A 14,861-nucleotide genomic window follows, 5' to 3' on the forward strand; every position below is an offset into this window, starting at 1 on the left:
TTTTTTAATTTCATCGAGAATCAGTGACGTGGAAAAAATATTTGCCAGTTTACCAAGCCCCGTTGGAGTAGGGAGCAACGCGAAAAAGTGAGATCATCGTGAAAAGAGCTTTCTGATTGCTGGGCGAGCAGGGGAAGTGAGGATAAAATTGTAGTATTTATTACTACCGGAATACTCCTAAATACACTTATTTCTTTCTCTCCCCCTACCTCCCCTGCCTCCCCTGCTTCCCCACCTCACTGTTAGAGCATTGCTCCTGGTGTGGGATAATATCCAGCAGTCAGAAGTGCCTTTAGCAAACAGGCAAAAGATTTGTATAGTAATTATGTATACATAAAGACCAAGTAATAAACATCAAGAAATTTCAAAATTTAAAACCGCAAATAAATTAGGAGGTATTCTAAATAATTACTTAGTGATAATTAGCGGTTAGCATCCAAAACAATAGTTTATTAATAGTCTTGTACGGAGCTAGCAGCAAAAGTCCAGTAAACCTTAACTAGAATTGATAATTTTCTACTTTGTCCAAAATAAATTTTCATCTAGAGTAGGACAAAGATACCTACTGTTTACCACATAAAAAGCTAGCTGGAGCCTTTGGCTCTTAGCTATGGGAAACCAAGCTTGATTCTGAAGAGTCTGGTTTCAAAATGGGTAACAGCAACATCCCCTATCAGCTTGATCACCTATGCTAAAAGTTATGCACTCGGCCGCCAACTCAGCCACTCCAAATTCCCAGTGGGAGGATTTAATCAAGCTTCCAGCCCCAAACACAGTCCAATGGGACAATATCAAAACCCAATTAGACTTGGTGCTGTTGGCGCTAGAAACCTTAACTGGCATTGGTTCAGAGGCGATGCTTTCGGCGGCAACCGATCTGAATTTAGAGTCAAGAGTGCCAGACCGCGTAGCTTTATGGCGACTGCGCCAATCAAATCCCCTACGCAAAGGTCAAGGAGGGCGGAAAAAGCTAGATGTCGAAGAAGCGCGATCGCTTGTTTTGATCATCTGCTATCTAGCCAAACAGCACCAGGAATTGATTCGCCGCGCTGTCGGTCTGTTAGAACAAATGGCAGAAAATAACCGGGAACCTCACCAGGCTGCTTTACTTGGAGACTATATTGATGCTTTTTGCAACACCTACCAAGAGCGGATGGAAGAGGACGAGAAAATCTCAACGGATTTACTAACCAACCTGGCTCTAAAACTGCTTGTAGATTTACTTTTTTACAGTGCTGCTGGTGGGCATCGCCGTCTCTGGCTAGCACTTATAGACCGTTCAACAAAATTTTAGATTTGAAATTTCTCAACCAAAATTTACTTGCGATTTGTTTGCGAGATCGGAAAACCCTTTTGATGGTCGTTAGCTTTTTGGGCGATGCACTGTCAACACTGTTTCCTCCTTCCACACCAGTTTGCATAACTGAAGGAACCTGACAAAGTTCTGAGTGGAGGAGTCCGGCGTTCCAACTTTTCGCTCAATTTTTTGCAAAATCCCAAATAGTCTTCCAAGTTGTTCCTGCTATGCCTCTATCAAATTCTGTCATTCGTCGCTACACACCCCCGACTTGCACGCTAGAAGTATTCGCGCAAAGTTCACCTCTGTCCCGTTGGATGGGTAAAACTGTCCTCAAACACCTAAGTTTTGAGTTACGTTTTGACGATCCCCGATTACCAGAAGAAAATAGAATTCCAATTCGGGGCGATCGCGAGCAACTCGAAGCTTTATGTGATGCTGTCACTAGCTACGTACAGCAATTTCTCCAACAGTCTCCAGAAAGCTTTTGGGTCAGTTTCTCCGCTACCCAGCAATTAAGCACAGCATTGGATGAGCCGGAATTAAAGTCTTCAACACAAACATTAAATGCCTTTAATACCCAGATTCCAGGGGCAAATATCCACTTAGAACCAAGCAGCTATTTAACTCACAATCTATTTCTCGGTTCTCTTGCCAATTACTCATCTGGCCCTGTAATTCAACTCAGTCTGCTGCAACTATTTGATTTGGCAAGTGCTTTAGATGAATATTCGACTGATGTGATGGCACTCCCAACTCTCAACAACACGAGTTCGACTCTGAGATTCCCGACTTGGGCGCCTATTGCCGCAGTATTAGTAATAGGTATAGGTTTTTTACCAGTTACTTGGCAATATGCGAACAATCTTAGAGAAAAGCAACAGCAAACAGCCAAAACATCAGATTCAGCAGCAGTAAAGACTGCTTTAGAACCTTCATCCTCACTAAACTTTCCTACGCCCGATCCTGGGCTAACCACTCCCACCAATCCATCAGATAACTTGCTAGGTTCTACCCCTCCACTTGCCACATCCACTTTACCCCAAGCACCTCTAACAGTCCCTAGTTCTAGTTTTTCTACGCCGCCACCTCTAAATGTATTAACAATACCTCAAGGGACGACTGCAACCCTTCCCAAAAATAGTGCAATGCCTCCGGCGAGCTTCTCTAACGCACCATCTAGCAAAAAACTCCCAGGTCAGGAAATTGCCATATTACCAAATCTGGGGCAAAATCCTACAAGGTCAAGTTTTCAACCCGGTGCTATCCCTCAACTGCGAAACTTGCCACCTAGACTATCTTCTAACGCCAGCAGCTTACCAACTAATATCTCACCAGTTCTTCCCCCATCTCTGGACACCATACCCAATAATAATCGTGTCAATGCTCCTACCCAACCCTCCCAACTAAACTCACAACAACAGCTAAATGAAAGAATTAATTCCCTACAACAACCTTCTTCTGGAGAGAAACCTGCTTCCCAAGTTCCCTCCTCTAGAACTGCCGAAAATAATCCTTTTATCGATCAATTGGGGGACACACGCAAATCTCCTACGTCCAGAGAAGTAGCGACTGGCACATTATTTGATACACCTCAAGTAGCAGAAGCTAGAGAATACTTAGTAAAGCGTTGGCAACCACCCACTGGACTAGCACAAACATTAGAGTACAGTGTGATAGTTAGTGTTGACGGCACGGTTGAACGAATTTTTCCCCTGAATAAGGCAGCAAGAGAATTTGTTGATAGCGCTGGGATGCCCGAAATTGGTAAACCTTTTGTTTCCGCTAATAAACACGGACAAAATGTCAGAATTCGAGTTGTTCTCAGTCCTGATGGCAAGGTACAGACTTTTCCAGATGAGTAATTAAACTAATCCGTTTAATGACACTTATAGAACTGGTACAAATCTTGTGCCAGTTTCTATTTAATCAAATTGCTCTTGAGCTTGCTTTTGAAGTCCAGTTATCAAACTGGTCTTACTAGTGATACCAGTAAACCTACCAATCAATACAATTACTGTTAATACCAATTATCCAAAATTCAACTACAGATAAAAGTCTGGAAACCCAGATTAAATCTTATATTTCTTAATTAGTAATTGGTATAGATAGCTTATGTCAAAGGTAGGAAATATGCAAACAATTGGTAATCAAAAAGATAGTGCAGCTTGGATTATTCAAACCTGGGCAGCTTTTATGTTGTCAATTTCTATGACCACCTTCGGTATTGTAAATTTACCTGTAGATAGCTGGGTGAAAGGCTTTATGGGTATGGGTTTAGCTTTCTCTGTTGGCTCAACTTTTACTTTGGCGAAAACTACTAGAGACTTGCATGAAACTAGAAGATTAACTGCTAGGTTAGACGAGGCGAAGGTAGAAAAATTGCTTTCACAGCACGATCCTCTAAATTTCAAATGAAGGCAATTACAGCAATTTTGGATTAAAAGGCTTTATCAAAAACCCATTTCAGGAAAAAAACTCGGTATATTTTTAACGAACCGCAGAGGCGCAGAGGAAACAGAGAGAAGAAAAAAATGCTTAACCCAAGCGTATTGGCTTTTAGATTGCCTCGCTCCCAGTCTCCGACTGGGAATGTTCGTCGTTGAGGCTCCACCTCTCTTACTGGCGGCAGAGCCACCAGGGGCAGCATTTCCAGCCGGAGGCTGGAGAAACGAGGTTTTAAAGGAGTTTCTGCTTAAGTTGACGAAAAACAAAAGGACTGGATATACCAGTCCTTTATTATATTGATTTAACGTTTTTATCTTAATAACGAGATTTTTTGGTCTTTAACTTTTGTTTTTTACGCCGGCGTTCGCTAGCCGCAACTGCATGTTCCACCGGATAACCGACTACAGGAATTACCTGATATTTGCGCTCTTCTTCTAAATTTTTCAGTTCAGTGTAATCAACCCAATGAATGCAATCAACCGGACAAGTGTCAATTGCTTCTTGGATAATTTCTTCAGCGTCCCCATCTTGCCGAACTACGCGCGATCGCCCGTAATCTGGTTCAATATAAAAGGTGTTACGCGCAACATGAGCGCAATGCTTGCAACCAATACAGGTAATTTCATCAACATAAACACCATTTTGGCGCAGCAAACCGCCCAATTCCGGTTCTAAACCAGAACGTTCTGGGGCATCTCGTAAAAAACCCCCTAGTTCTGGTTCCAAACCGGAACGGTTATCTTCTTGTTCTTCCGGTGACGGCAGAAAATCAGCCATTACGCACTCCAGCGCTGTACTACCAGGCGAATTGAACCATCTTCATTTTTTTGTTGTTCAGAAACTTGAAAGCCAACACGAGCGGTTTCTTTCACAACTGTTTGATAAGCATAGCGCTGTGTTACCTGGCGCAAAAATCCGTCTACAGACAAATCTTGCTGCCAATATTGCAAGTCAGCCACCAATTCATATTCCTTGCCGTTCCATCTAAAACCGATGTCATAGCCATTTTCCTGCTCAATACTAACTTCCGCAGGATGGGTTTGACCGCGATAGCCACGGACTTCGCGTGGGCCGGGTTTCCAGTCTACGCCCAATTCAGTCAAAGCATCTTTCAAAGAATCAAGGTTACGGATTTGAGTCTTAATTTGGCTAAAGTGTGACATGGTGGTTCTGAATTAATAACACTAAACTACTGTGAAAACTTACCAATCGCTGTAAGTGCTGTGTGTATTCGCCAGATTAGATTGCTGCACCTTGGCGGCGAAATATTCTGAGGTTGGCTCATGATTAAGTACTTGCCCCAACTGTGCCTCTATTGCTGCTGTAACCTCAGCGCAAGAAGCACCCACAATGCCAGTGACTTTCTCTTGTACCCGACCGTCTGGATAGATTATGAACTCTAATGTCTCCATGCTTTTGGCCAACCAGAATAAGTACGCTTAAATTGTACTGCCTTAGCAGAAGGCTACAAATATAGCCGTAGGAACATTTTTACTTAGATACAAACTTGATATTTGTTAACTAATGTTCCATCTTTCAACATATATGTCTCAGAATCTTTGCAAAACTTATTAGTATTATAAGCACATACACCAGTATTTAGTTAGTCTCTCTTAACCTCATTGATTAGTCAAGGTAACTACCTGAGCTAGCTAAGTAAGCTGCAAATGTCGTAGAAATAAGCATTAGAGGTAGTATCGGCAGCAAGTAAATTCACAAAAATATAAAATTTCTTGAAAAACTTTATTATTACTATTGGTTTTAACTTATTCTCTTTTAGTAGGTTGGATGCAACGCAGTGTTAGCCAACAGCAAGATACTAGGGTATACGTAAGTAGGCATTGTATTAATCAAAGTTACGGGTTATTAAATTGTAGATTTTTTTGTCTGTCGATTAATGCGATCGCATTAGTATATTAACTAGCAACTTGGGTTAATATTATGAGTCAGGTAGCTACGGTAGCTAAGATGTCGCAGCGAATCAAAGTGTACTCCTACTCGATATACCACTCGTCAAATTCTTATATTGGTATTACTCTTGCCGAAAAAGCATTGCAGGATTTACCTGTTGATATTGAACGACGACCAATCTACATACCGAAGGAGCGGGGTATAAAGGTAGCTGAACTGCAAGGACGAACTGAAAACGCCCTATTAGCTTCGTATCACAAAGAAGATTGTCTGCGGTGGGCAAAAAAGTACGGCATTGAAATTCGGCTTAAAGAGTTTGAAGAATTTGCGAGATGGGTGAAGCGTTGGGAGAAAATGCAGCTTGGTCGTGAAGAGCTTCCGGCGAGAGCGTATTACGCTGCTTGTGGAACTGGGAAGGAGCATCTGCTTGATACCGCTTTTTTTCGAGCGACGTACATTGACTTACTTGATGTCAACGATGAGTCTGTGATTAGGAAAGTTGCAAATGATGTTGGGTTGAATGGCGATCGCATTCTAGAATTAGCATACGGCGAAGCAGCTAAACAGGCAGCAGTAGCAGCTTTAGCAGAATACGAGCAGTTTGGTTGTCCCGGAGTCCCGACTTGGGTAGTCGAAGGCGAGAGATTTTGGGGAAAGGATCGTGTTGATTGGGTTGTCGAAAAGGTAAAAGAATTAACACTGCCGTAACCAGAACAGTATTAGGGATGCACATCTGTGCATAGGTGTCAACTTAATGTAAAACCCTTGTCAAGACGTGATATTGAGTTCATTCACTGACCATTACTCACCGCGTCACCCGACCCCGGTTTTGTCTAAAGCCAAAACCGCCCCTCCCCTTACCAAGGGGAGGGGTTGGGGGTGGGGTAAAGCGTATGTGGGATAAGCGTTTGAGCTTAAGTTCACACCAATGACATCTGTGCGCCCCTAATTATCTATGTTCTACCCTACAAAAGTATCGGGTTATGAAATCCACATTACTTAGTAATGATTTAGGTTAATGCCAGCTTCTTTTGCCATTGCTTCTAACCCATTAATTTGTAGGGTTTTGATTGCTTTAGTAGACAGCTTTAACTTCACCCAGCGATTTCCGCCTTCCCACCAAACGCGCTTATTTTGCAGATTAGCGTGCTGAAGGCGTTTAGTACGGCGGTGGGAGTGGGAAACAGCAAAAGCGTTATTTGCCTTCTTACCAGTTAGTTCACAGCGACGGGACATAGCAAATATCTCCAGATTGTTATTTTAATACAGCCTTTCCATTTTAGGTCTAAGGCAACAGAAGTGGTGAATGGGGAGTGGTGAATGGGGAGTGGGGAGTGGGGGAAGTGGGGCAGTGGGGGAAGCAGGGGAGAAATAGTTCCTAACTCCTAACTCCTAACTCCTAACTCCTAACTTCCCACTCAGCACTCAGCACTACTTACTAGCTTGTTCCGTCAGCTTAGTGAGTACCTCATTCGATCGCTCGACGAAGGATTTCATGCCTTCAGCGTCAAATCCTTTCTGAGACATCAGCGCTAAATCGTAGACGTGTTGGCAAATCAAGTTGACTAAATGATCTGTAGGCGATTGACCGTCACCTTGAATGATACTACCTTGGTTAAGATTTACCAGATTTTGAATTAGCGGGTGAGCGGTATTCACTAGCAAAACGTGATCTTCAGGAAACTCTGCTGACTGCTGCTGCATCATAGCGTTCATTTCTCGCAGACGGCGGAGAATCTCTGGCAAAAGCACGATCGCAGGTGGTGTACCTTGAGGATCGTCTGATTTCAAAGCTTCGGTACGGATGTTGAGTTTAGGTTTGTTGAGGGATTTCTCAAATAACTCTTTAATCGTCTCACTCCGGGTTTTGTTCGTCTTGGGATCGACAATTTCCGTCGCTTTGTCTTGTTCTAGCAGGGTATTATCTAAATCTGAGTCCACCCGCGTAAATTTGACATCCTGATATTCCCGCTCTAGGAAGTTGATAAAGTGAGTATCGATAAAGGAGTCCATAAATAGGACTTCCAAGCCTTGATTTTTGTGCAGTTCTATGTATGTAGATTGGGTTGCTTCATCGGTGCTGTAGAAAACCCGGTTTTCGTTGCGTTCTTTGTTGCGTTCTAGATACTCTTTCAGCGTAGTATAGGGAGCTATGGGTGCTGAGTTTTCAGAACTGGGTGAAGGAGTCACATCTTGCCAAGCATCCCCGTCTGAAGATTGGACTTCAACCACTGGAGTTTCAGCAGCAACTTTTTCTGTCAGCTTGGCGGTGGTGCGGAAGACGATGATATCTTCGATTTGTTTTTTGAATTTCTCGTCGTTGAGAACGCCGAATTTGACAAAAGTGCCGAGGTCTTTCCACGCACTAATGTATTGTTCGCGGTTATCGCGGAAAAGTTCTTTGAGGCGATCGCCTACTTTTTTGGCAATGTAGTCACCAATTCTCCGCACGGTGCGATCGCCTTGCAAGGCACTGCGCGATACGTTTAGGGGAATATCGGTACTATCAATCACACCCCGCATCGGCATCAGAAATTGCGGGATAATTTCTTCGCAGTTGTCGCTAACAAAAACTTGATTGCAGAATAGCTTGATCTGCCCTTTGGTCACATCTACATCCGGTCGCATTTTCGGGAAATACAAAATCCCGTTAATGATAAAGGGATAGTCTGTATTTAGATGTACCCATAACAAAGGTTCTTCCTGAAAAGGATACAGGTAGCGGTAAAACTCTAAATAATCTTCTTGAGTCAGATTACTCGGAGACTCTCGCCACGGTGCTTTTTGCTTATTTATGACTTCGCCATCGAGTTTAATTGGGACTGGCAAAAAGTCGCAGTATGTCTTGACAAGATTCTTAATTCGTGCTGATTCGAGAAATTCCTCTTCTTCCCCTTGCAGGCTGAGAATAATAGTAGTACCGCGAGTTGTCCGGGGCGAGTCTTCGAGAGTGAAAGCTGGCGAACCATCACAAGTCCAGTGAACCGCCTGTGCCCCTTCTTGATAAGATAAAGTATCAATTTCTACCTTTTGCGCCACCATGAAGGAAGAGTAGAAACCAAGACCGAAGTGGCCGATTATCGGTTGATCTGATTTGCCTTCATATTTATGAATAAATTCTTCAGCACTAGAGAAGGCAACTTGATTGATATATTTCTTAACTTCATCTGCGGTCATTCCGATGCCGTTATCGGAAATGGATAGGGTTTTCTTATCTTTGTCAATGGCAATTTCAATTTCTGGTTCGCCGATATCTCCAGCGTAATCTCCAGCGCGGGATACCATTTTTAGCTTTTGGATGGCGTCTACAGCGTTGGATACCAGTTCCCGCAAGAAGATTTGGTGATCTGAGTAAAGCGACTTCTTGATGATCGGGAAAATATTCTCAGTATGAATACTGATAGTGCCTTGTTCTAGCATAATTGGTAGTTTTCGATGTTAGTATCTGAAACGATGATAGTAGGTAATACAACCTAGCCATCTGTTTTCCAGGATAAACCCGGAGAACACAGAAGGGTATGATACCAATTAGGATTTTAAAAGCATAACTGAGGCGATCGCTCGTTTTTTAAGCATTGTTTGCCGCCATTTTCTGATTCGGATTCCCCTACTTCCGACTCCCCACTCCCCACAGATTGCTGTCTAAGTATTACTATAATTCTTTTCCAACACCAAAAAATAATGGTATGGATAAGTAGGATCGATAAATTCTTGCTTAACAGTTAACCCAGCTTTGGCAACAGAGTTTAAAATTCGCGTTTTCGGATATCCTTTCAAACCCATTTCCCAGTAGTGTTCGTCACAGACTGGCGTTGTACTCCAGAATTTGGGGACATTGAATAGTAAATGCCTTGGTCTGCCTGAGAAAGAGGTTTTGACTTGAAACGAGAGGTATTGAGTGCAATAGGGAATTGAAATCACCAAAAATTTCTTAGTTGCAATAGCAAGTTTTCTCAATGCTTCTTCTGACTGTTCGTAGGGGAAGTGTTCCAGCACTTGAAACAGGACAATCGCATCAAATTTATCTTTTGGTAATAAAAAATCTGTCGTCAAATCTAAAATTATTTCTGGCTTGAGGCTGGGGTCAACATCAGCAGTGGAGACGTTGTATCCATTATTCTTTAGAATGTCTGTTAACAGAGAATTAAAAATGCCAATTTCCAGAACGTTTTTTACCTGATTACCCAGCGAAAAAATTAGACGCAACTGGTGATGGTAACTGATGAGGCGATTTTTTGATAAATATTCTGAATTTCTAATATCTAACGAGGTAATGAGTTGCATAAATAAGCCTACCTAAGCTGAAATATTAATAAATTTGGTGGGTATACAACCAATACGGTTCAGTTAGCGCCAAAAACCCCTCAGATGCGTAGGTTGGGTGGAGGAACGAAACCCAACATTTTCGCGGGTTTGTTGGGTTTCACTTCGTTCCACCCAACCTACGATTATCCTTAACCCAAGCGTATTGGGTATACAACTACAGGATTCCCGGAAAAATCATCAAAGTAACATCTGAACCTCACTCTAAACCTCTCTCCTACAAGGAGAGAGGCTTTGAAGTGGGATCTTCGAGGGCAAAATATCACTAACACCAAGGCTATTGCTTTAATAGACATCTCTAGAAATTAAATATGCGTTATCCAAAACCCTTGTAGAGACGTAGCAGTGCTACGTCTCTACATTCATTTTCACTCCTATGTCTAATGAGTAGGATTCTACGCGCTAAAGTATTTGGCTAACGGGTGATAGGTAATAATTGCAGTGGTAGACTGTTCTGGATAAAGTTGTTCACTTTCATCCATATACAAGTTAATCCTGTCAGTCTGCAATAACTCCAGTTGCTTGTACTGATCCTGAATATTTGGACAAGCTGGATACCCAAAACTATACCGTGAGCCACGATAGCGTTGTGCTAATATATCCCGAATATTGTCGGGTTCCTCAGCAGCAAAACCTAACTCCCGGCGAATTCTGGCGTGTGTCCACTCAGCGATCGCCTCTGCAACCTGTACCGCCATACCGTGGAAATACAGATAATCGGTGTATTGATTGGCAGCAAACAGCTTTTGGGCAAATTCTGTGGCAATTTCACCCACAGTCACCGCTTGCATAGGGAAAACATCAATAATTCCCGATTCCTTTGGTGCAAAGAAATCTGCTATGCACAGCCGCCTTAAAGACTTCTGTCTAGGAAACTCGAAAGTTGCAACCTGTTGTGATTGACTTTCTGAGTCATATATATGTAGAGAATTCCCCTCGGCTTGACAAGGGAAATACCCGTAAATCACTTGGGGATGCAACAAATTCTCCTCAATAATTCGCTGTTTCCAAGTTTCTAAAACTGGGTAAACTTTCTCAGCTAAGAAAGCCTGATATTCTTCCTTAGATTGTTCCTTTGGTTTACGGAATTGCCACTGTCCAGCAACTAAAGCTTGTAAATCCAAGTGCCAGAATATTTCCTCGATCGGAATATCACTAGGCTGCAACAACTTCGTTCCCCAGAAAGGCGGAGTGGGACGTTCAATATCTACAGCCACAGCTTCGGAACGTCTCGTATCTACTACTTTTGGTTCAGCAAATGTTTCTTCAGCAGTTGTAGATTTTGGTTCTTTGTTACCATTTGTCGAAACTTCAGCAGTTTCGACTTCGTTCAAAAATCCTTGTAAATCTTGCCAGTTATTAGTTGCCTTTGCTGGCATTAATTTATCCATGAAGTGCAAGTCAGAAAAGGCATCTTTGCCATAAACAACTTTACCTTTATAGGTTTTTTGGCAATCTTCATAGACAAACTTGGGAGTCAGCGCCGCACCACCTAATATCACGGGGACACTAATTCCCTTTTCGTTAAATACCTCCAAGTTCTCTTTCATAAAGGCGGTGGATTTCACCAACAAACCACTCATGGCAATACAATCAGGTTTGTACTGTTCGTAAGCATTGATGATATTTTCCACCGGCTGTTTAATTCCCAGGTTAATCACCTTGTAGCCGTTGTTGGACAAGATAATATCCACCAAATTTTTACCAATGTCGTGGACATCGCCTTTCACTGTGGCAATGATAAAAGTTCCCTTGGCATTGTTACCTGATTCTGATTTTTCCATGAAGGGTTCTAGAAACGCTACCGCCGCTTTCATGGTTTCCGCAGATTGTAAGACGAAGGGCAGCTGCATTTGCCCAGAACCGAATAATTCCCCGACAACTTTCATGCCATCTAGCAAAAAGGTGTTGATAATCTCCAACGGGGGATGTTCTTCTAGGGCTTTTTTCAGATGTTCTTCTAAGCCAATACGTTCGCCGTCGATGATGTGGCGTTTGAGACGTTCTGGGATGGGGAGACTTTCATCTAAAGAGCGATCGCGCTTAGTTGTCACCCCAGCAAACGCTGTGGTAAGCTCTCCCAAGGGATCGTAAACGCAAACATTACCCTCAAACTTCCGCTCATCATAAATCAACTGCCGACAAATTTCTTGATGCCGTGCGTCAATCTTCGAGAGCGGTAAAATCTTGTTAGCGCTAACAATGGCTGCATCCATTCCCGCCGTCGTCGCTTCGTGCAAAAACACCGAGTTCAACACCATCCGCGAGGCTGGATTCAAACCAAAGGAAATATTGGAAACACCCAAAATCACATGACATCCAGGCAATCCTTCACGAATGCGCCGAATAGATTCAATGGTAGCTTTACCGTTTTCTCGGTCTTCTTCAATCCCGGTGGAAATTGGTAACGCGAGGGTATCAAAGAATATTTCTGTGGGTGGTATGCCATATTCTACAGCTTGACGGTATGCCCGTTGGGCGATCGCAAACTTTTTGTCTGCTGTCCGCGCCATCCCATCTTCATCAATAGTACCAATGATTACACCAGCACCGTACTTTTTCGCTAACTCCAGCACCTTTAAAAAGCGCGGTTCCCCATCTTCGTAGTTGGTGGAGTTCAGCAAACACTTACCACCGGCAACCTTTAAACCCGCCTCCATCTTTTCCCATTCGGTGGAGTCAAGCATTAACGGCAGTGTCACATTATTAACAATGCGCGAAACTAATTCGTGCATATCCCGTACACCGTCACGTCCGACATAATCGACGTTGACATCGAGGATGTGTGCGCCTTCTTTGACTTGCGCCCTCGCCATTGAAACCAGTCCATCCCAATCTTCCGCATTTAGCAAATCGCGGCATTTCTTGGAACCACTGGCGTTGAGACGTTCGCCAACAATCAAGAAAGAATTATCTTGGTTGTAAGGCTGAGTGGTGTAAATTGATGCTGCTGCCGGTTCCAAACTAGGTTGTCTAACCTTTGGCTTCAGGTCTTTAGCAAGTTCTGCCAATTGTTGAATGTGTTCTGGACGCGTCCCACAGCAACCCCCGATCACTTGGACACCCAAATCTTCAACAAAATGCATCAATGACATCCGTAATTCTAACGGTGTCAGGCGGTAATGTGCTTGACCGCCGACGTTCTCAGGTAAACCCGCGTTGGGAATACAGGAAACGATGAAAGGTGAATGTTCTGCCAGATACTTGATATGTGGTTTCATCAAGTCTGGGCCTGTGGCGCAGTTTAAACCAAGAATGTCGATTGGGTAAGGTGCCAAAATTGTCAGCACAGCGCTGATTTCAGAACCAACCAACATTGTGCCCATGCTTTCCATTGTCACAGAAACCATCAACGGTCTGCGATCGCCCTTCTTAGCAAATACCTCTTCAATTCCATTCAGCGCCGCCTTAATTTGCAGCACATCTTGACAAGTTTCCACCAGAAATAAATCGACACCACCATCCCACAGCGCCTCTGCTTGTTCAGCAAAAGTAGCTTTCATGGTGTCAAAGTCAATATGTCCCAAGGTAGGGAGTTTCGTTGTGGGGCCGATGGAACCTGCCACAAACCGGGGTTTTTCTGGCGTGGAAAATTCCGCCGCCACACGCTTCGCCAATTCTGCGGCTGTCTTGCTGAGGTAATAGGCTTGGTCTGCCAAGTCATATTCTGCCAGCACTAAGGACGTACTACCAAAGGTATCGGTTTCAATGACATCAGCACCAGCAGCGAGAAAGTCTCGGTGAACCTTCGCAACTGCTTCGGGTTTCGTGTGGACTAAGTATTCGTTACAACCTTCATACTGTGGGCCGCCGAAGTCTTCAGCAGTCAGGTTTTGGGTTTGTAAATTGGTTCCCATCGCCCCGTCGAAAACGAGAACTGGGCTATCTGGACTACGCAGGCGTTCAAGGAAAGGATGAGTCATATTTTCCTAGAATAATTTGGGTTAGTCGTATAATATTCGACTTACTTTATTATTTTCCCAAATTGTGATATTTTTTGCAGCACTTCATAAAGAGCGCCTTGGCGAATGGAATGAGACTGTTGGCGAATTGATAGGGGGTCTAACCCATCATTGCAATTGCTCTTGATTCTAGTCCGTTTCAACGGACAGTAGCTCTTAGCCCGAAATTTATTTCAGGGCGGGAAAGCAACGCCAAACCAAGGTTTTAGGGGTGAGGGGTCAAACCCATCAAGAGTTGACCAACAGTGTCATAGAATTCGCGGCTACACAAACAAGAGCCACACCGACCTGGGCTAAATGCGTTTTTTCGTGAGACAAAAGTCTGGTTTTGTTTATAATTCCAAAGCCGCTATTAGACAGAAATTCACCTGATTAATTGTCTCAGAGGAAAGAGAACCCAGCTTTCTGAGAATCATAGATTTGTTTAATGTAAAAATTGACTCACAGCGAACTACAGACTCAACTCTAATACCTGCACTGGCAATTTCATCGCCCGTTATTAAGTATTGCGTCACAGTTAAAGGGCGATTAGTGTTGGAAGTACAAGGCACAACCATCAAATCATCAAGAATTTGATTCAATTGATTTGCCGAAATTACAACAGCAGGGCGAACTTTAAACTGTGCCAATCCGGTTGAAGGCATGGGGACTCGACACAACACAACATCACCGCGCTGTAAGCTCATCAGCAAATACTTTGTCGTAAATATCATTTTCAGGGCTTACCCAATCCTGATAAGCCTGAGATTCAATAGCAGGATTAACAGATTTTTCGCCATTCTTGAAAGAAAGAGCTAAATCAAGTAATGCTGATAACTGCTCATCACTCAGTTGTTCAATCAGACTTAGAAGTTCTTGACGAATATTCATGGAATTGCCGACTGCTAACTATATTCAATGTATGACATAAAGTGCCGCAG

General features: G+C 43.2%; 13 protein-coding genes. 4 read left to right on the forward strand and 9 right to left on the reverse strand.

Going from position 1 to position 14,861, the window contains the following annotated elements; translation table 11 throughout:
- The first annotated feature begins 688 nt into the window (after positions 1–688).
- From V7K76_RS10545 to V7K76_RS10555, 3 genes are all read left to right on the forward strand, one after another.
- The gene (locus V7K76_RS10545) at positions 689–1,294 is read left to right on the forward strand and encodes a DUF3038 domain-containing protein (protein WP_179067269.1); all 606 of its coding nucleotides are present in this window, start codon (positions 689–691) and stop codon (positions 1,292–1,294) included.
- A 230-nt stretch (positions 1,295–1,524) separates the two neighbouring features.
- Positions 1,525–3,162: a DUF4335 domain-containing protein gene (locus V7K76_RS10550; RefSeq protein ID WP_334776628.1), complete on the forward strand. Its 1,638-nt coding sequence runs from the start codon at positions 1,525–1,527 to the stop codon at positions 3,160–3,162.
- 268 nt (positions 3,163–3,430) lie between these two features.
- Positions 3,431–3,715, forward strand: a complete 285-nt coding sequence (locus tag V7K76_RS10555; RefSeq protein ID WP_334776695.1) for a YiaA/YiaB family inner membrane protein — start codon at positions 3,431–3,433, stop codon at positions 3,713–3,715.
- Positions 3,716–4,060: 345 nt separating this feature from the next.
- Here V7K76_RS10555 and V7K76_RS10560 read toward each other — a convergent pair whose 3' ends face one another.
- Genes V7K76_RS10560 through V7K76_RS10570 form a run of 3 tightly spaced genes read right to left on the reverse strand, consistent with a single transcriptional unit; the run spans position 4,061 to position 5,157 of the window.
- Complete coding sequence (locus V7K76_RS10560) at positions 4,061–4,522, reverse strand: ferredoxin (RefSeq protein WP_179067272.1); 462 nt, start codon at positions 4,520–4,522, stop codon at positions 4,061–4,063.
- Positions 4,522–4,908 carry a DUF1257 domain-containing protein gene (locus V7K76_RS10565; RefSeq protein WP_012406942.1) on the reverse strand — a complete coding sequence of 129 codons (387 nt, stop codon included), beginning with the start codon at positions 4,906–4,908 and terminating at the stop codon, positions 4,522–4,524. The genes V7K76_RS10560 and V7K76_RS10565 overlap by 1 nt, the downstream gene beginning before the upstream one ends.
- 39 nt (positions 4,909–4,947) lie before the next feature.
- Positions 4,948–5,157, reverse strand: coding sequence for a DUF2997 domain-containing protein (locus V7K76_RS10570; RefSeq protein ID WP_334776630.1), 210 nt, complete (start codon positions 5,155–5,157; stop codon positions 4,948–4,950).
- Positions 5,158–5,686: 529 nt separating this feature from the next.
- Here V7K76_RS10570 and V7K76_RS10575 point away from each other — a divergent pair.
- Entirely contained in the window at positions 5,687–6,364 is a 678-nt protein-coding gene (locus V7K76_RS10575; RefSeq protein WP_334950591.1) for a DsbA family protein, read from the forward strand.
- Positions 6,365–6,655: 291 nt separating this feature from the next.
- Here V7K76_RS10575 and rpmB read toward each other — a convergent pair whose 3' ends face one another.
- The 6 genes from rpmB to V7K76_RS10605 form a co-directional block, all read right to left on the reverse strand.
- The gene (gene rpmB, locus V7K76_RS10580) at positions 6,656–6,892 is read right to left on the reverse strand and encodes a 50S ribosomal protein L28 (RefSeq protein WP_292718775.1); all 237 of its coding nucleotides are present in this window, start codon (positions 6,890–6,892) and stop codon (positions 6,656–6,658) included.
- A 195-nt stretch (positions 6,893–7,087) separates the two neighbouring features.
- Positions 7,088–9,076: a molecular chaperone HtpG gene (gene htpG / locus V7K76_RS10585; RefSeq protein WP_334776633.1), complete on the reverse strand. Its 1,989-nt coding sequence runs from the start codon at positions 9,074–9,076 to the stop codon at positions 7,088–7,090.
- 222 nt (positions 9,077–9,298) lie between these two features.
- Positions 9,299–9,940 (reverse strand): class I SAM-dependent methyltransferase, encoded by a 642-nt coding sequence (locus V7K76_RS10590; RefSeq protein ID WP_334776634.1) that lies wholly within the window; start codon positions 9,938–9,940, stop codon positions 9,299–9,301.
- Between the two features lie 434 nt (positions 9,941–10,374).
- The gene (gene metH, locus V7K76_RS10595) at positions 10,375–13,902 is read right to left on the reverse strand and encodes a methionine synthase (RefSeq protein ID WP_335029763.1); all 3,528 of its coding nucleotides are present in this window, start codon (positions 13,900–13,902) and stop codon (positions 10,375–10,377) included.
- Between the two features lie 371 nt (positions 13,903–14,273).
- A complete protein-coding gene (locus tag V7K76_RS10600; protein WP_334776637.1) occupies positions 14,274–14,627 on the reverse strand; it encodes a type II toxin-antitoxin system PemK/MazF family toxin in 354 nt (117 codons plus the stop codon).
- The gene (locus V7K76_RS10605) at positions 14,608–14,811 is read right to left on the reverse strand and encodes a hypothetical protein (RefSeq protein ID WP_334776638.1); all 204 of its coding nucleotides are present in this window, start codon (positions 14,809–14,811) and stop codon (positions 14,608–14,610) included. The genes V7K76_RS10600 and V7K76_RS10605 overlap by 20 nt, the downstream gene beginning before the upstream one ends.
- Positions 14,812–14,861 lie beyond the last annotated feature (50 nt).

Source organism: Nostoc sp. (assembly GCF_036917975.1).
Taxonomy (GTDB): Bacteria; Cyanobacteriota; Cyanobacteriia; order Cyanobacteriales; family Nostocaceae; genus Nostoc.

Excerpts from the sequence above, each read along its gene's own strand:
- V7K76_RS10545 (WP_179067269.1), top strand. The coding sequence starts at position 689 with ATGCTAAAAGTTATGCACTCGGCCGCCAACTCAGCCACTCCAAATTCC.
- V7K76_RS10550 (WP_334776628.1), top strand. The coding sequence starts at position 1,525 with ATGCCTCTATCAAATTCTGTCATTCGTCGCTACACACCCCCGACTTGC.
- V7K76_RS10555 (WP_334776695.1), top strand. The coding sequence starts at position 3,431 with ATGCAAACAATTGGTAATCAAAAAGATAGTGCAGCTTGGATTATTCAA.
- V7K76_RS10560 (WP_179067272.1), bottom strand. The coding sequence starts at position 4,522 with ATGGCTGATTTTCTGCCGTCACCGGAAGAACAAGAAGATAACCGTTCC.
- V7K76_RS10565 (WP_012406942.1), bottom strand. The coding sequence starts at position 4,908 with ATGTCACACTTTAGCCAAATTAAGACTCAAATCCGTAACCTTGATTCT.
- V7K76_RS10570 (WP_334776630.1), bottom strand. The coding sequence starts at position 5,157 with ATGGAGACATTAGAGTTCATAATCTATCCAGACGGTCGGGTACAAGAG.
- V7K76_RS10575 (WP_334950591.1), top strand. The coding sequence starts at position 5,687 with ATGAGTCAGGTAGCTACGGTAGCTAAGATGTCGCAGCGAATCAAAGTG.
- rpmB (WP_292718775.1), bottom strand. The coding sequence starts at position 6,892 with ATGTCCCGTCGCTGTGAACTAACTGGTAAGAAGGCAAATAACGCTTTT.
- htpG (WP_334776633.1), bottom strand. The coding sequence starts at position 9,076 with ATGCTAGAACAAGGCACTATCAGTATTCATACTGAGAATATTTTCCCG.
- V7K76_RS10590 (WP_334776634.1), bottom strand. The coding sequence starts at position 9,940 with ATGCAACTCATTACCTCGTTAGATATTAGAAATTCAGAATATTTATCA.
- metH (WP_335029763.1), bottom strand. The coding sequence starts at position 13,902 with ATGACTCATCCTTTCCTTGAACGCCTGCGTAGTCCAGATAGCCCAGTT.
- V7K76_RS10600 (WP_334776637.1), bottom strand. The coding sequence starts at position 14,627 with ATGAGCTTACAGCGCGGTGATGTTGTGTTGTGTCGAGTCCCCATGCCT.
- V7K76_RS10605 (WP_334776638.1), bottom strand. The coding sequence starts at position 14,811 with ATGAATATTCGTCAAGAACTTCTAAGTCTGATTGAACAACTGAGTGAT.